This window comes from Acidovorax sp. GW821-FHT10E03 (assembly GCF_059415205.1).
The window spans coordinates 193,374-214,014 of record NZ_JBWKMU010000004.1; the positions used below are offsets into that span (position 1 = coordinate 193,374).

Sequence of the window (20,641 nt, forward strand, 5' to 3'; positions counted from 1 at the left end):
TTACAAGGCCTCGCCCAATGCCGACTTCATGGAACGGAAAAACCACCATCCGCCCCCCGCCAGCAGCACGACCCAGACGGCCAGGGCCACCGGAGTTCCCGGCGGGACAGGCATGTGCAGCACCGTGCTTTGCACCATCAGCACCAGGCATGCCAAGGGATTGAAGAGGAACCAGCCATGGAACTTCTCGGGCACCTGGGACAGCGGGTAAACAATGGGCGTCACATAGAACCAAAGTTGCAACGCGAAAGCCACCATCGAACCCACATCACGCCAGAGAAAGTGGGCCATGCTCAACAACAGGGTAAGGCCAAAGGTCAGGGCAATCTGTGCCAGCACCAGTACAGGCAGCCACGCCATCGATGCGTAGGGCCCCACGCCCTGCGCCACGGACAGCACCAGCAGCAACCCATAGCCGATCCCGAGAACCAGCAGGCTCCCGCCCACCGATACCGCGGGCAGGATTTCGGCCGGCATGGGCTGCTTGCGCAGAAAATCCTCATAGGCGGCCAGGCTTCCCACGCCCCGTCCAATCGCATCGGTGAAGGGGAGCCAAACGGCCAGCCCGGCGAGCAAGTGCAGCAGGTAGCCATTGCCCACGTCCAGTCCCGGAACGCGCACGGCCAGAACCAGACCAAACAGGACGTAGAAGATGGCCAGGGTGGCAAGGGGTTGGACGAACGCCCACGCAAAGCCCAGTACCGAGCCCGCATAGCGGGTCTTGAACTCGCGCATCATCCAGTACCGCCACAGCACCCACAACTGGCGCGGATTGCGTGGCGCGGCCGAAGACACGGTGGACGAAGAAGATACAGGACGCGTCATGCCACCGTCCGCAGCCATTCGACCGACTTGGACACCCCTTCATCGAAAGCCATGGCCGGCTTCCAGTGCAGTTCTTCCTGGGCGCGCTGAATGTCCAGCACATTGACGGGCGGATCAAACGGGCGTGCCGGGAATACACGCCGTTCCACAGGGTGCCCGATCAATTGTTCCAGCGTGCGCACGATGTCATTGACACTGTGCCCCGCGCCGCCACCAATGTTGAAGACCCGGGCCTCCCCCTCATGGCGCGAGGCGGCCACGAAAGCCCGCCCCACATCGGCGGCATAGACAAAGTCGCGCACCACGGAACCATCCCCCCATACATCCACAGGCAGGGCCTTGAGCGCGCGGTGCGCAAAAACAGCGATCACCCCCTGGACGCCGTGGGGCTGTTGCCATTCCCCATACGGATTGCTCAAACGCAGTATCCGGCACGGCAGGCCGTGTTGCGCCTCCTCGATGCGCAAATGGTGCTCGATCGCCAGCTTGGTGGCCCCATAGGCGCCCATGGGCATGGTGGGGTGTGTCTCTGCCAGAGGTACCGACTGCGGCCGGCCATAGACGGCGCCTCCCGAGGATGCGAACAGCAACCTGGGACGTGCAGCCTTCTGACGCAGCGCCTGCAGCAGGCGCAAGGTGCCCACCAGATTGGTCTGCACGTCCTGGATCGGATCTTGACTGGCCGTGGCTGGCACCGTGGAGGAAGCAAGGTGAACGATGACGTCCGCCCCTCCCACCGCATCCCACCAGGAGGGCAAGTCAAAACAGTCCGCCTGCACTGCGCCAGCCAACCAGGGGGCGCTGCCCGGCGCGGGCAATGCGCGGTCGACCGACCACACATGTGCTCCTTCGGCCGCCATGGCCCGGCCAATGTGGCGCCCCAGGAAACCCGCCCCTCCGAGAATCGCGCAACGCATCAGGATTCGCCCCGCGGATTCTGGGCCCGGGCATGCAACAGGGCCGACTCGAAGTCCTTCGCCACCATGTCCCAGGTCTGCGCCCGGGCAAACACTTCGGCGCGCTCGCTCAGGGCATGGCGCCGCGCATCGTCCTGCAGCAGCGCGCAAACCGCATTGGTCAAGCCCTCCGGAGAAGAATCGGCGAGCATGGCTACGTCGTCGTTGAGCAGCCATTCCACATTGGGGCCCCGGTTGGACACCACGGCGCAGCCGGAGGCCATCAGCTCCAGGGGCAGCAACGAGGCATTCGTCAGCGAGAGCACCAGCGCCACGTCGCACTGGCTGTACAGATCGGGCAAGTCATCCAGCGCCACGGTGCCGCAGGCAAGGTGGGGGAACGGAATATGGTAGCCGGCGGTGTCCCAGCCTGCGAGCACGAACTGCGTGTCGGGCATGCGCTCCCACACGGCATTCAGCACCAGCAGGCCAATTTCAAATGCCCGCCGGGGCGTGGGCGGGCGCGCATAGAAGAAAACCCGGCGTATCTCGGGCTCCCTGCGCGGCAGGCGCCGGTAGCGCTCCAGTTCCACGCCGAACCCCACAGGATGTGTGACCATCCCATACTCCTGCGCCAGCTTGGTGGCCAGCCAGCCCCCTGCCGTGATGCCGAAGAAACCGAAGTGGTAGGTATTCTGCGCCAGCACCGACTCCGACCCCACCGGGTAGAAATGCGGCTCGTAATCCTGCACAAAATACAGCTTGTGCGTGGCACCGGTGAATGCGCGGACCGCGTACGCCGTGTCCCAGCCTGTGGCAACCGCAAATTCGCATGGCGGCAAGTTCTCCAGCCCCAGAAGCACCTGCGCCTGCAGGGGAAAGAAATGCTCGCGAATGGCATCGCGGGCCTCTTGCGCATCCTGGTGCATGACGGGCGCACCGATCACGATGCTGGACGTGTACCCCATCTGCTCCAGATGCCAGATGGTGCGGAAAATATTCAGATGACCGCCGGAGCCGAGATTGAAGTCCGGGATGAACCACAGCAGCGACCCCTTTGCGGGCTCGCCCGGCTGGGCCGGCAGGACATAGGGCAACGCAAAGCCGTAGTGCCGAAAGACATCGACATACCGCCCAGGCCCCTGGCGCAGGCGGCGCACCACGGCCCGCAAGGCGGCGAACACCCCTTCCTTGCGCGCCATCTCCTTCACGCGCCAGAGCTTCTTTGACAGGTTCAACGCCATGGTCAGGCCGCCCCCGCGCGCTGCAATTGCTCATCGCGCGACACCGAGCGCAATAGCCATGCCGGCAAGCGGTCGTGCCGGGTGCCCAGGTACTGCCCTGCGACCCGCGCCATTTCCACGAGGCTCATGTAGCCCGCGTTCTTGAAGAGCCGCCAGCCGCGCAACCCGCCGCTGCGCAGCCAGCCCAGATCACGCTTTGCAAGGTGCACGCCGGACTTCAAGGCCTGCACCAGGCTGTCCTGAATGCGGTAGCCAAAATAGAGGTTGAAGGAGCGCGCTTCGTCAAAATTGCGCTGCAGTGTCTCCCAGACACCAAAGTCGTGCGAGTGGTACACCATGGCCTCAGGCGCGTAGGCCTTGCCGTAGCCCGCCTCGATCGCTCGCAAGGCCCAGGTCTGGTCCTCTGCAAAAGCCACGTCCGGCAGCGGAAGCCGCTCCCACACCGACCGGCGGATACAAGAATTGTTGCTGGAGAAAAAATGCAGCCACTGGCGGTAGCCCGGATCGACCGCAAAACGGTTCTTGTCCTCCAGGCGAACCACCGAGAGTTTGTCCCCAAATCCCGCGAAGTGCAGACTCAGTTCGCAGTGCGTGACATGCCTAGCATGGGGATGCGCTCTGTGGGGGCCAAACGCCCCAGCCACGGACTCTTCTGTGCTGCATGCCTCCACCATATGACGCAGCCAATGCGCACTCGCAGGTTTGGCGTCCTGGGTCAGAAAAACTAGGAATTCCCCCTTGGCCAGAGACGCAAGAAAATTCCGCGTGCGGCCATGACCGAACTCTTCTGGTGGGATGACTTCGCACCGCACGCCGCGTCCCCGGACCAGTTCCACAGATCCGTCCCTGGACCCCGAATCCACCACAATGACTTCAAAAGGCCAAGGGGTTTGCTGCTTCAGAATGGTGTCCAGCACTTCACCGAGCAGGGGGCCGCCGTTTTTGACAGGGATTAATACGGAAGCGCGGACATCGGTCATTCAATAGGGCTGCTGTTGCAGTCGCTCAAAGGGAAGGCTTGACTAGCCCGAAGGCTGCAGAACGTTTGGCATGGCAAAGCGCTCCGTTCCGGGCAACCTAGTATTGTACTGTTCACCTCTTGCGAGGCAAGGCCACTTGTAACCGAGCCAACACACCGCTTCGACAGCTCTATTTGGACTTTGGCTTGTCAAACAAGCTGTTGATAGCCGCGGGATCCATGACCACGCCGTACTTGGCAAGCAGATCAGCTTCGAGCTTCTGTGTGCCGACCTGGCGGCAATAGCTTACCGCCCGCGCAGGAACCGAAACGGCCACCTCGTCCCAGGCAAGCTGACGCCCCTCGCGCTTCTCGACCATCGCGAAAAAGTACACAAAGTCCCCTTCTCGCACGGGCCCCACCATGTCTCCCGCCTTGGCCGATGCCAGCGTGCGCAAAATAGTGTTTTCATTCACAAGCGCCACCCAGCCGACGTCACCTTGGGGATCTAGGCGGTAAAGGGTGTCGGCCTTCTTGACGAGGTCGTCGAAAGTCTTGCCCCCTGCTGCAATGGCCTGCGCCTGCGCCATCAGCCACGCCATTGCGTCCTGCGACTCGATCGTTTCCCCCGCTGGCAACATCACCCGGCTCACACGTGCCATGGGGGGCACGAGGAATGCCTTGGGATTCTCGTCGTAGAATTTTCGCGCAGCTGCGCTATCTGCCGGCGGACTGCAAGCCGGAGCCAGCTTTTTGAAAATGGCAAAGGCATAAGCATCGTCAAAGCGCTCAGACTCCTTACCGGACGGACGCGGTTCGCCCATGCGCGTACCCTCCTGTGTGAGGGCACGCGCAATCGCCATCTCACGGAGGACTTTCTCCACGCCCCATTTGTTGCGAACGCTGGCCCGCAGATCCACTCGGCGGTCCAGGTACTGCGACAGATCTGACGAGGTGATGACTTCACCATCCGCGAACTTGACCAAGTCAGCGGCCCCGGCCGGTACACCCCAAATACTCGCCAGCAACAACAAGGACGCGCCCAGAACACTGCGGTAACCACCAAAACATTTACTCATCTTTTTTACAACTCCATCAGCGTGCGCGTTTCCGCGGCACACGTTGCACCTTGGCGCCATCCCAAAGAGGGCCGTACACGACATCAATTACCTCGCCACCAGAATTGAAAACGACCACATCGCGCTCACCGTCCTGGTCCACATCCAGAATCTGCAGACGCGTTGCGAAGCCGCTGACGTTCTGCCAACGGGTTTCAAGAACCTCGCCCTTGGCGCCCAAACGCTGCAGATAGAGCTCCTGGTCCTCTCCCCACATGACAAGATCGTCTTCAAGGGGTGCAACTGACACGCTGCCGGTCAGAGGGGATTGAATCCATTGGAGTTCCCCGGTTTCCATATGGACGCGGGCATTGCGAGCACCCGTTTCCAGCGAAACATACACCCAGTCGCCCGACGGGGAAGGCGCGGCATTGCGCGAAATGACAGGGAAGGATGCCAGAACGACCGGCGATGACAGCACGCTGGATTCGGGAACCGCAACCAGGCGCTTGCCATCCAAACACGCCACGGCGATGGCTGGCCCGGTGATGCCGCGCGCACGGCTCAGCCTGACCGGATGCCAAGGTGCTTCGCACCAGCCCACCTTCTTGACAGTGGGTGCCTGGCGATCATCGACAGACCAGTCCATCACCCATGCAACCTCTTTACCACTATAAGGAGTAGCCAACAATGTGTACCGGCCCCGCTCCGCTTTTGCCACCATCACGTCACGCGGCGGAAAACCCACAGGGATTTGCTGCAGACGCTCGAGCTTCGAACCTTTGACGCGAAAGACGTCCAGACTGGCCGTGGCCTCCACCGCGGCCACGAGCAAGTCATCCGCCAGCCACACGGCTGAATCGGGATGGTATGCCACGGGCTGGCGGTCGAGTTGCACGGATTTGCGACCGTCTACGCGATGCAATGCAACCATATTGTTTTCGTGCTCCACCGCCACGAGCAAACACCCCCCCGTACCACACCGCAACTCCCCCCCCCAGGAAACAGGAACCGGGATCGAAAGCTGCCGTGAGACTGGAGCGGGCTCGGCGCCACGCCCTCCCGCAGAATCCTCTTGTACGCCAGCCGTCTGACAGCCCGCCAGAATCCCTGCGGCCACAAAAACCAATGCGCAGCAAGACACAAATCGAGACTTCAATGCCATAACCCACACCCCCTTACAACGCAAAAAAAATAGCGCCTTGCGGCGCTATTTTTATTGCCATCTGCATGCCGCCCTCTTGAGAACGGCAACGATCAGGCGAATCCTAATAAGCAAGTGCCGTAGCACTCGCAATATCAGGCTGTCCTATTAAGGAGCGACAACGGTGTGCGCGCCCAGCAGGGTTTGCACTGCACCGAAGGCCGTCGAGCTGATCGACGAGTACGTGAACACGGAACCTTGGGTCTGCTGAGCCAGAGCCGTACCGGGCGTGCCGCCCAGAGCAGCGAAGTCACCAGGAACCACGTTCGGCGTCCACTCGATGAAGCCATCGGTGAAGGTTGCGGGCAGGCCCAGGATGGTTTCTGGATCGAACCAGTCCAGCTCAGCCTTCTTCAGAGCGAAGTTGACAGACTTGCGGTTTTGCTTATCGTCATAGATGTTGACGGTGTGCGTGCCGCGGTGGTCACCCGTGGACCAGACAACAACAGCCGTGTCCAGGCCGAGTTGGGCTTGGTCGATGGCGTAACGCATGCTGAACGTAGGAGCAACTGCACCAAAGGTCTGAGCAGCGCCGGCCACAGCGACCAGGCTGTTGGCATCCATCTTGGTGATGTCAACGGCCGAACCGATCAACAGAGGGCCATCGATCACGGGCGTGAAAGCGACGTCCTTGGCAACAGCGTTCACTTGGAATGCGTTGGCAGAAATGCCAACAGCGTCCGTACCGGTAGCCAGCACAGCGGCGCCAGAGCAAGCAGTTTGAGCAGCGCCACCAGCGGTGGTTGCACCCAGCGCGAACACCAGGTAGCCACGCACGTTGGTCAGGCTGCCGCCCGATTCGTTAGCCCAGATGAAGGACTGGTAGTCCCGGTTGGTCATGGGGAAGCAACCGTCGGTGATGTGGTTGGAGTTCTGGTCGAAGAACGTCCAATACACAGCACGGGTGCCGCCGGATTGGTTGATCAGGCCAACTGCGGTCGTGTCTGCTGCGCCGTTGTGGATCACGTTAGGAACCACCACGCCATTGCTGTACGTACCCACGGTGTACGCCTGCGCCACACCAGCACTCAGCGCAGCGGCTGCAACGGCTGCAACGGCTGCCATTGCAAATTTTTTCATCTTCTCAGTCCTTAGATAATTGAAGGAAGCTTTCCCACCCTGTGCGGGATCTGCAACCCATCCGTACTCCGTTTGGGTTGATGCAATCTTATACTGATACCTTTAATTTTTTCAACCTATTTCCACCAGAAACTCGCTCCCTGTGCGTTTGTTGCACTCAAACAACGACGCTCACTCCTTGTCTTTGGTGAACATCACGCTGCGGCGAAGAACGTGGTGCCATACGCCATCAATGCGGCGCCATTCATCTTCTACTGCTGTTTCCTGATTTTTGAGGCGCAGCAGCGGGAGCGAATAGCGCATCCACAAGTTCACCACAGCACGGTCGCCTTCGATGCTACGCACGCCTCGCACCTCCACCGCGTCATAGGCCACTCCGCCGCGCTTGAGGTATTCCTCCACCGTTGCTTTCGGGTCCTTGGACGCTTCCTCATAGGGCCATGCCCCCAAGCTGTCATTGGCGCGCAACAATGCCCAATAGGCTTGGGCACGTTTCAGCAAAGCAGCCTTGTCCGCCTCGGGCGACACCGCCCCACCAGTGGTAGCACACCCCGCCAGTACAAGCATGGCGGCAGCCGGAGCTGCAAGGTTCCTGAACAAGTGGCGGCGGGTAAAAGATTGCGTCATGTAAAGAATCTCCTGATGTCTAGGGGTCGGACGTGGGCTTAACGCTACTGATACTGACTCTGTCACAGAGACAGCTCAGCGCCATGGCTGAAGCGGCACATCGGCGGGACGAATGTTGAAAGGCTGCGCCTGCAAGGACAGCGAACGCATGCGCTCGCGCATTTCAGCGCTGGCCGAACGCAATTGGTCGTCATCCTCCAGGGCACGCGGCGTCATCAGCACCAGCAATTCGGTGCGATTGCGCTTGTTGGACGTGGTGGAGAACAATGAGCCCAACACCGGGATATCCGCCAGGCCTGGAATACCGCTGCGACTTCCGCTGTCGTTTTCACGAATCAGCCCACCCAGCACGATAGGCTCACCCGAACGCACGGCAACGCGCGTCTGAATCTGGCGGGTCTGGAACACCCGTTGAGTCGTCGCGATGTCTTGCTCACCAACGTCTGTGACCTGCTGGGAGATATCCATGCTGATCAATCCCCCCGCATTGACAGAAGGCGTCACTGAAAGCATCACCCCCGTGTCCTTGTAGGTGATGGATTCGGTCACCAAATTGCCTGTCGTGACCGCGGTAGAACTCTTGATAGGCTGCTGCTGGCCCACTTGGATGGTGGCGTTGTGGTTATTCAGTACCAGCACGGAGGGGCTGGACAGCAAGCGCACCTGCGACTTTTCGGCGAGTGCGTTAAGCGTGGCGCGCACCAGATTGGCCTTGCTCAAGTTCACGATGCTGTACGAAAAACCCGGTTGCTTTGGCCCTATTCCCCCGCTCGTGTTCATGTTCAGCGACGCCTGCCCTTCACGGCCGCCACTGAGGCCATTCTGCAGATACCACTCAACGCCGTACTCCAGATTTCCCGTTAGGCTCACTTCCACGATGCTGGCCTCAATCAGCACTTGCATCGGCGCCTTGTCAAGCTCCCGCAACGCCTGCTCAATGCGGCGGTACTCGGTTCGTGGGGCGCGGATCAGGAGGGCATTGCGTTTTTCATCAGCTACAACCCGCACATTGCCATCCAACTGGCTGGTCGAAGTGAGCGATGTGTTGTTGGGAGATGTTGTTCTATTCCCGCCGGCACCGAGGGCACCCCCCAGGGAACCGCTGCCCATGCCGCCCGTGCTGCCCGTGCTGCCAAAGGGGCTGGAACTGCTGCTTGAAAGACCGGAGCCAGCACCAAATCCCCCCCCACCCAGACCCGCGCCCTGGGAAAACTGCGTGGGAGCAGAGCCCGATGCCACACCGCCGGATCTGCCTTGCCCGGATTGCCCCCCACCGAACAGGCCATTGAGCATTTCAGCCAGTTGCAAAGCCGAGCCGTTTTGCACCGGATAGACAAACAGACTGGCCTCCAACGTATCGGTCGGGCGATCCAGGCGCCGAATCCAGGTTTCCACCTGGGCCAGCAGGTGGCTTCGCGGAGTGACCACGACCAGGGCATTGAGACGTTCAACCGGGAACACCCGAATGAGCCCGCCCAAGGGAGTGGTCACCTGCGCGGATGCTCCGCCGCCTCCAGCGCTCGCTCCGCCACCCGCATTTGGCAATCCACCCACTCCCGCTGGTGCTGGTGCCGCGCCTCCTGGTGGCGCCGCACCGGTGCCGCTGTCCGCACCCAACATCGCCTGCAGCGCATCACGCACTACATTGACGTTGGCATTCTCCAGCACGAACACTCCCAGCGACATTCCGGAAAGGAAATCCACGTCAAAGGCTTCGACCATCTCCAGCCAGCCACCCAACTGGGCCTTGCTTCCTTGCAGCACCAGCAGGTTGCGCATGGCATCCACGTAGACGATGGCTTCGCGCGGTGCGATGGGCGCCAGTATCTTGGCCATTTCGGCCGCAGCGATGTGGTTCAACGGAACGATGACGGTCCCGGCCCCCGACAAATCCTTGAAACGCGACGCGCCCACTACCGGGCGAGCTCCCAAGGTGACGGTGCGCTTGGTAACGTGGTAAACGCCTGCGTTGTCGCGGACGATCGCCAGGTCATGGGGAAGGAGCACAGCGTCCAGCACGTCCAGGACTTGGCTGCGCAGCAGCGGCTGGCGGGTATGCAGGCTCACCACCGTTTCGCCGCCGGCGTCAATGGTGTAGTTGAGCTTGAGCAAGTCACCCAGCAACGCCACCGCCAGATTGCTGACCGTGACATTCTCGAAGTTGAGTGCGACCTTGTCTCCTTTGGCGAGGACGGGGTCTACTTGCGGCGCAACGTCACGCTTGAAGAACTGGTCATTTCCAGGAAAAAGGCGGGTGCTGGAAGGCGCACTCTTTTGCTCCGGGACCTTGGCCCCCTTCGCAGCCTCCGCAGTATTGGGTGCCACAGGGGCAATTGGCACAGGCGCAGCCGCCTTAGGCGACGGGCTTGCAGCAACATCGGATGCTGCCGCCACCGTTTGCTCGGGCGAAGGAGCCGCGGCAGGCCCGCCCTGTGTGCTGGCGCAACCCGCAGCCAGCAACGCCAGCAAAAGGATGGATGGCCGAATGTTCATAGAGATATAGCTCCAATATGGGGGTATGCCGCAGTGGCTTACTGATTTATGGTGGGCCTGCGCAGGCGATCGCCAATAGGACCGGCTTTGGGCGCCGCAGCGCTTCCCGCTTCCAGCGGGCGTTCTACGCGTTGATCGTCCGCAGATAGAAACACCGCGTTGCGGCCATCAAATGACTCTATCCGCCACGGTTTTGTTTCCCCGGTGATCTTGAGTGTGGTGCCATCCGCACGCTGAAGGATAGCTACGCGCTGCAGGCCGGATTCCAGTACGGCCGTGAGGCGTGACTGCGTCAATTCCGTAACCAAGCTGGTCTTCTTTTCATCCACAACCACCGGGCGCCGAGACGTCCAGAACAATGGACGCTCTACGGCCTGCTTAGCGCGGACGCTTATTGGCTCGGGCATGGGTTCGACCTTGGGGAGGTCAGGCTTGCGCGGCGGCGGTGGACTCCATCGATCTTTTTCGTTATGCCACCAGTAAGCACTGGCCGCCAATGCGGCAACCGCCAGTACCGGGCCAAGATGCCAAGGTTTGATCATGGCTTGACCTTTTCTGGTGCCAAGGGAGCCTCCAATTGCAGCGTAAGACGGGCAGTCTGGGGACCGGGCCCGGAGCTCCCCCCCTCGCGCATGATGTTGGCCGTGCGCACCCAGAACGGCGCACGTTGCGTTTGCAAGCTTTCCATGAAATTCACGAGTTTGGCCCATTCGCCACTGACGGTGGCCGTCAGGCGGATGCGCGCCAGCTTGCCCTCCCCCCCTGGCTCCAACGCAACCTGGGAGGAAACCAGCGTGCTCCCAGAGGCCATGATCAACTGGCGGATCTTCTGCTGGATATCGTTCTGCGCAGCCTCACCGGCGGGGTGAAGCAAAGGGGCAACGGTATTGCTCGCGGAGCTGAGCAGCGTCTCGATTTCAGAGCCCGCGTTGACCACGCCCTCCAGCCGCTCGCTGCGAGGCTCCAACTGATGCAGCGCACCTTCGTAGCGTACCCAGAGTGCTCTATAGACCAATGCAGCACATGCCAGCGCACCAATGCACAGCACTAGCAGCAAAACGATCGAATGACGCCGCCAAACATTCATCTTCATGGCTTTGCCCCCTCACCTCGCCAGCGCAATTCGATCGTGAAGCGCTCCTTGTTCAACGCGCCATCGCGCACGTTCGCAGCAGTTGCCCGGACATCGGCAAATCCCGGTTGCCGTCCGAGGTGCCCAATGAGTTCGGTGGCATTGGCAGTCAGGCCAGTGATCTTTATCTCGGATCCATTGACTTCGAGACGATCGAGCCAGGTGTCGGCCGGGATCGCAGATGAGAGCCCGTCAATCACGCTGGCCAGAGGCATGTCGATGGCGATGCTCTTGCGCAACTCTTCCGCCATTCCAGCCTGACTGCGCAGTTCATCCATCTTCTGGCGCAGAGGAGCCGCCTTGGGCTCAAGCATGCCGACATGCTGCACAGCGCGGACCACCGCCTGCCGTTTTAGTACGAGTGGCATCAATGCGGGCAGCGACAAAGCGACCAGCAACAGCAACAAAAATGCTGCGGCGGCTCCATCTATCCAGTGCTGGCGGCTGCTCTGCTTTTGCCATGCCGCACCATGGACAGGGAGAGCGCGCCCTTGGCGGACCATGTACACCGGTGCATTCCCCGCAAATCCGTGCTGCGCCAGTTGCTGCTCCAGGGAGCTGCGCCGGCACATACCCCACTCGACCACCCATCCGCCCTGGGCCTTCGGCTCAGCACGCCAGGCAGCCACGATTTGCTCTGGAGGCATGGGTGAAACCCGCCAAAGGGCCTCCTCCACCCCCCCGGCCAGGGAGCGCTGGGGCATGTCCGGCAACTGCACCGTGCCCCATAGGCAGTCAGCTTCTGGCACCAGCAGGCTGGCCGCCTTGCGGTTGTTGGTGCGCTTGCGCAGACGCGTTCCTGAAATGGACCAGCGTCCGCCATCGGAAGCCACGGCGGGATTCGCGATCGAGGGCCAAGCCCCATGCTCCACCAGGACTCGCTTCAGATCACCAAAACCCCAGGCCATTCGGTCCAGCACCTTTTGCGCACGAAGAGATAGTTGCCCCCAACCTGTCATGGCTTGAATTCCTGTTCTGGCTTGTTAAAGCGGCGTGTCGGCTCCAGCGAGAGCATTGTCCACGGCGTCAAGTTGCCTGGACGCTCGCTGAGATCAACCCATGCCTCACGCTGCCACCATCGATCACCCTCAGTCCGCACAAACGCCTTGACACGCACTGTTTGCCCACCGCCTGCCCGGGTAGGCGAGAAAAAGTCGGCTGCGGCTCCTGTTTGGAGCGCCGCAGCCCGCATTTCTGGAGAGGAATTGTGAATGCGAGCCCCCAAGCCTGGCTGCCCCGAAAGGGCGTCGATCAGTGCTGGAGGAGCCGAACCGGTTTCGATGCGTTGCTGCCCATTGATACCCAAGTGGGGCGCGATTATCTCATAGAGCTCCGACGTCATTCCCAGCACCGATCTCAACTCAGAGAGGTCATCCAGGGCCGCATTGCGGGGCTTGGCGGGCCAGCCCGCCGCACGGTACTGAGCCAACTCGGCCCCCCCCACACCGCCAGGCGTATCGTCAGGATCGATGAAATCCCGCACGCGCGAAGCCAGGATAGCGGCTTCGCCGGATGTCAGGCCGCCCGCCCGTTGGAACAAGGCCTGCATCAAGGCTTCACTTGCGACATTCACATCCACCAGCCCGCCGGAGGGCGTGATCTCCACCCAAACTTCATGGCCCCCCAGGGACAAACGCTGAATGCGGTATCCACTGTCCGCAGTCTTCTCCGACATGACCCGCTGCACCGCCAGCTGGATGACCGCATCCAGCACGGTCTCCGAACGCATGCGCTCCAGATCCAGAGCCGCGCGTTGTGTCTGCTGACGAACACCCCGAGCACTCGCCATCACAACCAATGACAGGGAAGCCACCAGCCACAGCACCAGAATCAACGCTGCGCCTTTGCTACGGCGTTTACTGCGGGCCATCATCTTGCCCTCGTCAAAGGGAAAATCAGCATGGGCCAGTCCCCCTGCGCATCGGCAAGCTCAACCTTGACCCGCGCAGGATACTGTGCTTTGGTGGAGTCCCACTGTTGCGTCCACTCCCCCGTCTGACCATCCTGGTAGTACCACTGGAGTGTTCGAACGTCCGGCAAAAGCGTCTCTCGCAAGGCACGACTCCAATCCAACGCCATCAGAGCCCCGTCATAGGGGATAGCCTCGACAGACAGATCGACACGACCATTCTCATGGCGCAACGGTGTTGTGCGGAACACATACAGCCCTCCCGCATCGCCACGCTCCGGCAAAGGGGCTACCCAAATGGCACCCGCCGCATTGCCGCTGAAAAATGTCACAACCTTGTTTTCGCTCGTACGCTGCATCAGCAAACGCAGGGTGTCAAACTTGCGCCCCAGCCACTGGCTGACCACCATCATCCGCTCGGACCGGTCGATCACCCGCTGGTTGCGCTCCTCGGAGCGGCCTATCACGCCGACACCCGCAAACATCAGCGCCACCACGGCTGCCGTGACGGCCAGGGCGATCAGCAGCTCCAGCAAGGTGAACCCGCGAGAGGTTTTGCGAAAGGCCTGGCTCATGACGCAGACCTGTATGGTTTCCAGGTGGTCCACGTCACCGCGGTCACCCCATCTCTGCTGACCTCCACCGTGACCCTCGCCGCGCGCACGGGCCCTCCTGGCGCAGGACGACCGCTTTCGTCCATCATGGGAACCTGCTCGGGCACCACCTGGATGCGCCAGCGCCACACGCCCGACTGCCCGGAATCCTGCTTGATCAGATCTTCGGCATAAACCCCGGCGGCCAGCGCTGACTTGGCCACCAAAGAGGCCTCCACGCGAGCCTCCACATCCATGACATTCTTGGAGCTTTGCCCCACGCTTCGATAGAGGCTTGCCAGTGCAATGGAAGCGATGGCCATGGCAACCAGCGCCTCCAGCAGGCTGAACCCCCGCTGCGGTCGAGGCTTTCGCCTGCATTGCTGAAAAAACGGGTTCAGAAAAGGGGGCAGGCAGCGCTTCACCGTCATGACGGGGCCACGGTCGTGGCTTGCTCCACCGTTCCGAGCAACCAGTTCACGCGAAAAGTGACACCTTGCCCACCGCGCAGGACCGCCAACCGCCCGCCTCGAGCACCACCGTCTGCACTGAATACAAAAATCGGCTCTCCCGCTGCGGCTGCAGCCTTGGTGGACTTGGGATTGCGTTCGATGGCTTCCCACTGAACCAGCAATGGTCCAGGCACGTCCAGAGTCAACCGTCCGTCCACTACAAGCCTGCGGATTTCCGGCTGGTAGGTCACGGTCACCGGCCGGCCCTCCTGGACACTGAGTGCGCGCGCCTTGTTGAGCTGGCTGGAGACGTCCCGCACCACCTGGCTGTAGCGAGACCGCTCCATGTACGCCTGCCCCCCGGCGCCGACCACCGACACGGTAATGGCGGCCAGCACCAGCACGACCAGCATCTCCAGCAAAGTGAAGCCCTGGACGCGGCGCAATGGCGCCATCAAGAGAGGGCTCATGCGAAAGAAACCACCAAGCGGTGCTGCAAACGGGGACGCGGCTCAGTTAAAAACGTCCGAGTTTTCGCCATCCCCGCCCTGCTTGGCATCGGCCCCCAGGGAAAACACGTCCGGCCCCCCGTTGCGGCCCGGGTTCTTGTAAAGATAGGCGGCACCCCATGGGTCAGAGGGCAAGCCCTTCTTCAGGTACGGCCCATTCCAGCCCGGCGCTGTCGCGGGCCGGTCCGCCAGGGCGCGCAGCCCCTCGGCGTCGTTGGGGTAACGGCCCACATCCAGTTTGAAGAGATCCAGGCTTTGTTCGATTTCAGAAATCTGAATACGGGCGGTCTTGGACTTGGCGCCGCCAAGCTGATCCAGCACCTTCGGGCCCACCAGCCCTGCAAGCAGCGTGAGGATCACCAGCACCACCAGCAATTCGATCAGTGTGAAGCCCGACGAACGCTTCGCCCGCGCCATTCCGTTGCTGCCAGAATTCTTTACATTCATATCAAATCTCTTAAACAATCAAAATCAAATTGTGTCGTTAATCGACAAGACACCGCCCAGGATTGCAATAATGATGAATGCAACCAAGGCCCCCAGAATAATAATTATCAAAGGCTCCATGGCCGCCAAGACACGCCCCATGGTCCGGCGGCCCTCATCCTCGTAGCGATCCGCCAAGCCCAGCAGCGTAATATCCAGTTGGCCGGTTTCCTCTGCCACGCGAATGAGCTGCGGAGTGCTGGATTTTGCAAAGTACGGAGACGAAAAACCCGTGGAAAGCCGCTTGCCGGTTTTCACGATACCGACCAGCGGCTCGATATCCTTGCGCAGCGCGGTATTGGTCAACGTATCCACTGCAATGCGCAAGGCATCCACCATCGGAACGCCCCGCTGCAGCAAAATGCCGAAGGTCCGGAAATAGATGGCGAACTGCAGGTTCCGCAACACCTTGCCGAACAGGGGAAGGTCCAGCAGCACGCTGTCGAGACGCAACCGCCCCGTGGGCGTTGCGCTCCATCGCGAGCCCAGGAACAGCGCAACCGCCAAGCCTAACAGGATCGCCATCCAGTGGGAGCGGATCAGATCGCTGAGGTCGACCACCAGCCGGGTCGAATAGGGCAGCTTGTCGCCCATGGAGTCGAAGATTTCCCGGAACTGGGGAACCACGAACGCCAGCAGGAGAACGACGGACAAGACAGCGACCACCAGCAAGATGACCGGGTACGTCATGGAAGAAATGACGTAGTTGCGCAGCTTGTCCTCGGCCTCGAGCTGGACCGTGAGTTCCTTCAGGACCACATGCAGCGAACCAGAGGTTTCCCCGGCCCGTATCAGGACCAGATACTGGCGCCCCAGGTCCCGCTCGAAAGGCAGCAGAGACTGGTACAGCGATTTCCCGCCCCGCACCCCCTCCTCCACCTTGGCAATGAATGCTTTCAGCCGCTCCGTGTTCGCCGTCTCCTTGAGCATGACCAGCGCCTTGTCGAGCGGCATGTTGGCCTGCTTGAGGTGTGCCATTTCACGGCTGAACAGCAGTATTTCGCTGCGCTTGAGCTTTGCGCCCCGGCCTTGCGGCTCATCCTGGGAGACCGCACCCGATCCATCCGCGATGCGCACCGGTGTCACGCCCTGCCCGATAAGCCGCAGCCGCGCACTTTCCAGATTCAGCGCGCGGACGGTCCCCTGGCAGGCCTTGCCGTCGGACGTGATGCCATCGTATTGAAATTCAATCATTTTGACGAGCGACGCGCAGGACTTCTTCTGCCGTTGTCAGACCCTTGAAGACCTTGGTGGCGCCATCCTGCAACAAGTTCCCCCCGGCATAGGCGCCGTCTTCGCTGCTGAGCTTGGAGCCCCTTTCAAGGACCACCTTCTTGACGTCTTCCGTGAGGACCAGCAGTTCATGGACGGCGATCCGCCCCCGATAGCCCGTGCCCCGGCAGGCGGCACAACCCACGGATTTGTAAATGACCTGCCCCTCTTGCAAAGGCACCCCCAGGGATGCCGCCGCGGCCTGCGCCTGGTCCGGCAAAAGCGGGGTCTTGCACTCCTCGCACAGCTTGCGCACCAGGCGTTGCGCCAGCACGCCGACCACGGATGCCGTGATCAGATAGGGCTCCACCCCCATGTTGATCAGGCGGACGATGGCGCCGAGCGCACTGTTGGTGTGCAGCGTGGACATGACCAGGTGACCCGTCAGCGCGGCCTGCACGGCGATTTCGGCAGTTTCGCCATCGCGCATTTCGCCGATCATGATGACGTCCGGATCCTGGCGCAGGAAAGAGCGCAGCACCTTGGCAAAGGTCAGTCCGATCTGGGGCTGCACCTGCACCTGGTTGAGCCACTGCAACCGGTACTCCACCGGGTCTTCCACCGTCAGGATCTTGAGGTTTTCGCCCTCCAGCTCCTGCATCGAGGCATACAGCGTAGTGGATTTACCCGACCCCGTGGGCCCTGTCACCAGAAAGATGCCATGCGGCACGCTCAGAAGCTGGCGCATGGTTTTCAGCGTGGGCGGCGTGAAATGCAGGCTTTCCAGTGAAAGCAGGTCGAAGTTTTTTTCCAGCAACCGCATGACGACGGATTCGCCGAACATGGTGGGGATGGTGGACACGCGCGAGTCCATTTCCTTTCCATGCACGCGCAGCTTGGTGCGGCCATCCTGGGGCATCCGGCGTTCCGCAATGTCCAGTTGCGAGAGGATCTTGATGCGGGACACGACCGCGGGGGCATCCTTGTTGTCGATCTCGTCGATGGGATACAGCTCGCCGTCCACCCGAATGCGGACCACCGATTTTTCTTCGTAGGTTTCGATATGGATGTCCGAGGCCTGGGCTGCCACTGCCTGTGAAAGGATGTGGCTCACCCGCTGGATGATGGGGGCCTCCGAGGCCATGTCCCGCAGGTGCTCGATGAATTCGGAGGCCTCGAACTGGTCGCCCCCGGTTTCTTCGTTCTGTTCGGGGTCCTGGACGTACCACTCGTTGAGCTGGCTGGATATTTCGGTTTCAAGGCCAAAGAATATCTTCGGCACATCCCCGAACACCAGGCGCAATGCATCGCGCAACGCAGCGCTCCGGGGATCCACCGATGCAAACTCCGGCACGGATTCCGCATCCTCCGCATTGCCCAGGGGAAGCAGGTTGTTGGCCAGCAAGAAGCTGGTATTGAGCCGCGACGTGGCGGGCTTTTCCTTGGGGAAGGCGTCCTGGCGCACCAGAGGCAGGTCAATCTGCCTGGATAGTGCGGCGTACACGTCGACCTCGGAAACCAGTCCCAGGCTGATGAGCAGGCGGCCCAGGCGTCCGCCCATGGAGCGCTGGACCTCCAGCGCCCTCTCCAGGTCGTTGCGCGACAATTTCTGGTCCGCAAGGAGCATCTCCCCGAGCCTGGGCGCAGCGACATCAACGCTTTCCACTTCACCTACTTCAGCCGAGAGCTTCATTACCGACGCCTTTGAACATTCTTTCAACAACCAAAATACCCAGGCATGATTTGCATCACCCGCAGGGGCGAATCACTTGAACCACAACAAACAGCGGCTTAATCGATCCAGCTCGGGACCCACATAATATTGGCGATATCCCACAATCCTCGCCACAAGCGGCCCGTCCCTCCACGCCAGGTATTTTGACACGTAGCCCTCGTCCAGCCCCAGGGCTCGCAACCGCTGCTGCAGCGCCCGGGCCTGCAGATAGGTGCCCTCTCCCAGCGACCTGACGCGCCTGACGACCCCGCGGCCGTTGGTGAAAAAGCGCAGCAAGCGCGTCCCCAGGCTGCGGTCCTTGGCGCCCAGTTGATTGGCGCCATGCTGGCGGTACAGGATCTGCGGGGTGCGAAGGAAGCTCCGACGGCCACTCCCGCTCACCAGCGCACACCACCAGTCATGCATGATGGCATGGGGCGGCATGGGCAAGGCCATCTGCAGCAGGGTGCGGTTCACCATCATCGTGCATCCCGTCACCTCGTTCACGCTGAGCAGGGAGAGCGGGGAACATTGCCGGGGATCCATCCTCTGGTACGCGGCGAACGAATCGGAGATCACATTCAGGCTCTCGTCGACCACGGTCAGATCGCCATGGACCAGGCAGGGCAGGCCACGCCCTCCTTCCTCCTCCATCCGCATCATCTCCTGCAACGAAACCTCTATTTTCCGGGGCAGCCAGACATCGTCCTGGTCCGAGAACACGGCCCATTCCGCCAGCCCGTCATGCAGGCTGGCTGCCATGAGATTCTCGAAATTGAGGACAACCCCATGGCCACGCGACGAATGGGGCAGCACCACAAGCCGCTCGCCAAAGCGCTCCTTGTAGCGCGCCAGGATCGCCAGCGTCGCATCCGAGGAGCCATCGTCGCTGACCAGGAGCCGGAAGTTCCTGTGGGTCTGGGCCCAGATCGAGTCGAGCTGGCCTTCGAGGTACTTGGCCCCGTTGTAGGTTGCCAGCAGCACATCCACCAGCGGCAGCGCCGTGCTGGCAGCCCCGCCGGATCCAGCGGGCAAGGAAATGGGCCCATCCGCGTGGGAGATCACGGCGCCCTCGTGCCTACCGCCGCGCTGCGAGGGCGGCATTCCGAATCCATCAGCGCCTCATAGGCATCCGTGATGCCATCCCAGGTGTAGTGCTCCGCCACAATGCCCCGCGCGCGCTGGGCGCGCCGGGGCCGCAGGGCGTCCGACTCGCGCACCACCAGATCCAGACTGCGCGCGAGCTGCTCGGGGGTCGCAAAATAGTCGGCCGCATCGCGCGCAACCTCGCGGTTGAACGGGTTGTCGTGCGCGATCACCCAGTTTCCACAGGCCAGGGCCTCCAGAAGCGAAGGGTTCGTCCCCCCCACCGAATGGCCATGCAGGTAGCAGGCGGCATGCACGCGCAGGCTCGCCAGCTGCCCGCCGTCGTAGATGCCCCCGATGAACCGCACGCGCTCACTCGCGTGCTGCTGCAACTGCCGCTGGTAGGCCGTGGCACCCGAGACATCCCCCACGATGACGAGTGGCCAGTCTCCGCCGTGCATCACATGGCCCTGGATGATCTCGAGGATATGGTTCTCTGGCTCGGGCCGCGCCACCACCAGCATGTACCGATGGGCTTGCAGGCCCCAGAGGGAAAGCACGGCAGGGTCCACTTGCCGCCCCTCGACCAGTTCCGCGCCGTAGGCGATGAAGCTCGACGGCGCCCCCCGGGGATAGGTCTGGCGGAACCGCTGCGCAATGGCCTCGGCGTCGGCGATGAGGCGCGTCGCGGCCTTGGTGGTTACCCATTCCATGCAACGCAAATACAGGCGCGCGCCCCGGCCCCATTTGCTGCGGGCCCATTCGAGCCCATCCACGTTGATCCAGACCGGGACACCGAACACCCGGGGCCACCAGCAGGCCCATGCAGCGCCATAGCCCAGCATGTAGACAAGGTCGTAGCCACGGCAGGCATCCCAGAGGCAAGCACAATCGTAGGCCAGGACCGATGCCGCCCCCCACCGCGGACGGCGCTTGTGCCGCACGCGAACACCCTGGTAGAAAGTGTCCTGCACCGACGACTCGCCGGTTTCCGCATACACGGTGACCTCATGGCCCCGCGCCACCAGGCGGGTAGCGAGCTGTTCGGCGAATGTCTCGAACCCCCCATAACTCGCCGGAATGCCCCGGGCTCCGAGGATGGCGATCCGCAGCGCGGCCGGATTTGTGCGGGCGCCGGTCGCAAGCACCTGCGTCGGTGCCAA

The 20,641-nt window shown here is 61.7% G+C and carries 21 protein-coding genes; all 21 read right to left on the minus strand.

Annotation, left to right across the window (positions count from 1 at the left end):
• Entirely contained in the window at positions 1–825 is an 825-nt protein-coding gene (locus AC07OD_RS08930; protein ID WP_255594477.1) for an ABC transporter permease, read from the minus strand.
• Complete coding sequence (locus AC07OD_RS08935) at positions 822–1,742, minus strand: NAD-dependent epimerase/dehydratase family protein (RefSeq protein WP_494596206.1); 921 nt, start codon at positions 1,740–1,742, stop codon at positions 822–824. Before AC07OD_RS08935 ends, AC07OD_RS08930 begins: the two co-directional genes overlap by 4 nt.
• Entirely contained in the window at positions 1,742–2,965 is a 1,224-nt protein-coding gene (locus tag AC07OD_RS08940) for a glycosyltransferase family 4 protein (protein ID WP_492254583.1), read from the minus strand. Before AC07OD_RS08940 ends, AC07OD_RS08935 begins: the two co-directional genes overlap by 1 nt.
• Positions 2,966–2,967: 2 nt before the next feature.
• Positions 2,968–3,945, minus strand: coding sequence for a glycosyltransferase family 2 protein (locus AC07OD_RS08945; protein WP_218293196.1), 978 nt, complete (start codon positions 3,943–3,945; stop codon positions 2,968–2,970).
• A gap of 169 nt (positions 3,946–4,114) precedes the next feature.
• Positions 4,115–5,002 (minus strand): peptidyl-prolyl cis-trans isomerase, encoded by an 888-nt coding sequence (locus tag AC07OD_RS08950; protein ID WP_494596209.1) that lies wholly within the window; start codon positions 5,000–5,002, stop codon positions 4,115–4,117.
• A gap of 16 nt (positions 5,003–5,018) precedes the next feature.
• A complete protein-coding gene (locus AC07OD_RS08955; RefSeq protein ID WP_494596211.1) occupies positions 5,019–5,915 on the minus strand; it encodes a hypothetical protein in 897 nt (298 codons plus the stop codon).
• Positions 5,916–6,293: 378 nt separating this feature from the next.
• Complete coding sequence (locus AC07OD_RS08960) at positions 6,294–7,265, minus strand: hypothetical protein (RefSeq protein ID WP_494596213.1); 972 nt, start codon at positions 7,263–7,265, stop codon at positions 6,294–6,296.
• Between the two features lie 171 nt (positions 7,266–7,436).
• Complete coding sequence (locus AC07OD_RS08965; RefSeq protein WP_218293192.1) at positions 7,437–7,892, minus strand: hypothetical protein; 456 nt, start codon at positions 7,890–7,892, stop codon at positions 7,437–7,439.
• Positions 7,893–7,967: 75 nt separating this feature from the next.
• Positions 7,968–10,217, minus strand: coding sequence for a type II secretion system secretin GspD (gene gspD, locus AC07OD_RS08970; RefSeq protein WP_494596216.1), 2,250 nt, complete (start codon positions 10,215–10,217; stop codon positions 7,968–7,970).
• A 206-nt stretch (positions 10,218–10,423) separates the two neighbouring features.
• On the minus strand, positions 10,424–10,927 hold the full coding sequence (locus AC07OD_RS08975; RefSeq protein WP_255591266.1) for a hypothetical protein: 504 nt from the start codon (positions 10,925–10,927) through the stop codon (positions 10,424–10,426).
• On the minus strand, positions 10,924–11,478 hold the full coding sequence (locus AC07OD_RS08980; protein WP_218293190.1) for a GspMb/PilO family protein: 555 nt from the start codon (positions 11,476–11,478) through the stop codon (positions 10,924–10,926). Before AC07OD_RS08980 ends, AC07OD_RS08975 begins: the two co-directional genes overlap by 4 nt.
• Complete coding sequence (locus AC07OD_RS08985; RefSeq protein ID WP_494596219.1) at positions 11,475–12,425, minus strand: PilN domain-containing protein; 951 nt, start codon at positions 12,423–12,425, stop codon at positions 11,475–11,477. The genes AC07OD_RS08980 and AC07OD_RS08985 overlap by 4 nt, the downstream gene beginning before the upstream one ends.
• Positions 12,426–12,472: 47 nt before the next feature.
• Positions 12,473–13,387, minus strand: a complete 915-nt coding sequence (locus AC07OD_RS08990) for a type II secretion system minor pseudopilin (RefSeq protein ID WP_494596221.1) — start codon at positions 13,385–13,387, stop codon at positions 12,473–12,475.
• Positions 13,387–14,001 (minus strand): prepilin-type N-terminal cleavage/methylation domain-containing protein, encoded by a 615-nt coding sequence (locus AC07OD_RS08995; protein ID WP_218293187.1) that lies wholly within the window; start codon positions 13,999–14,001, stop codon positions 13,387–13,389. Before AC07OD_RS08995 ends, AC07OD_RS08990 begins: the two co-directional genes overlap by 1 nt.
• A complete protein-coding gene (locus AC07OD_RS09000) occupies positions 13,998–14,450 on the minus strand; it encodes a prepilin-type N-terminal cleavage/methylation domain-containing protein (protein WP_218293186.1) in 453 nt (150 codons plus the stop codon). Before AC07OD_RS09000 ends, AC07OD_RS08995 begins: the two co-directional genes overlap by 4 nt.
• Positions 14,447–14,941 carry a GspH/FimT family pseudopilin gene (locus tag AC07OD_RS09005; RefSeq protein WP_255594473.1) on the minus strand — a complete coding sequence of 165 codons (495 nt, stop codon included), beginning with the start codon at positions 14,939–14,941 and terminating at the stop codon, positions 14,447–14,449. The genes AC07OD_RS09000 and AC07OD_RS09005 overlap by 4 nt, the downstream gene beginning before the upstream one ends.
• Before the next feature lie 42 nt (positions 14,942–14,983).
• Positions 14,984–15,427, minus strand: coding sequence for a type II secretion system major pseudopilin GspG (gene gspG / locus AC07OD_RS09010; protein WP_255591270.1), 444 nt, complete (start codon positions 15,425–15,427; stop codon positions 14,984–14,986).
• 24 nt (positions 15,428–15,451) lie between these two features.
• Positions 15,452–16,660: a type II secretion system F family protein gene (locus tag AC07OD_RS09015; protein WP_218293185.1), complete on the minus strand. Its 1,209-nt coding sequence runs from the start codon at positions 16,658–16,660 to the stop codon at positions 15,452–15,454.
• Entirely contained in the window at positions 16,653–18,371 is a 1,719-nt protein-coding gene (locus AC07OD_RS09020; protein WP_494596225.1) for a GspE/PulE family protein, read from the minus strand. Before AC07OD_RS09020 ends, AC07OD_RS09015 begins: the two co-directional genes overlap by 8 nt.
• A gap of 72 nt (positions 18,372–18,443) precedes the next feature.
• Positions 18,444–19,457 carry a glycosyltransferase family 2 protein gene (locus AC07OD_RS09025; protein WP_370628416.1) on the minus strand — a complete coding sequence of 338 codons (1,014 nt, stop codon included), beginning with the start codon at positions 19,455–19,457 and terminating at the stop codon, positions 18,444–18,446.
• On the minus strand, positions 19,454–20,641 hold the full coding sequence (locus AC07OD_RS09030) for a DUF1972 domain-containing protein (RefSeq protein WP_255594472.1): 1,188 nt from the start codon (positions 20,639–20,641) through the stop codon (positions 19,454–19,456). Before AC07OD_RS09030 ends, AC07OD_RS09025 begins: the two co-directional genes overlap by 4 nt.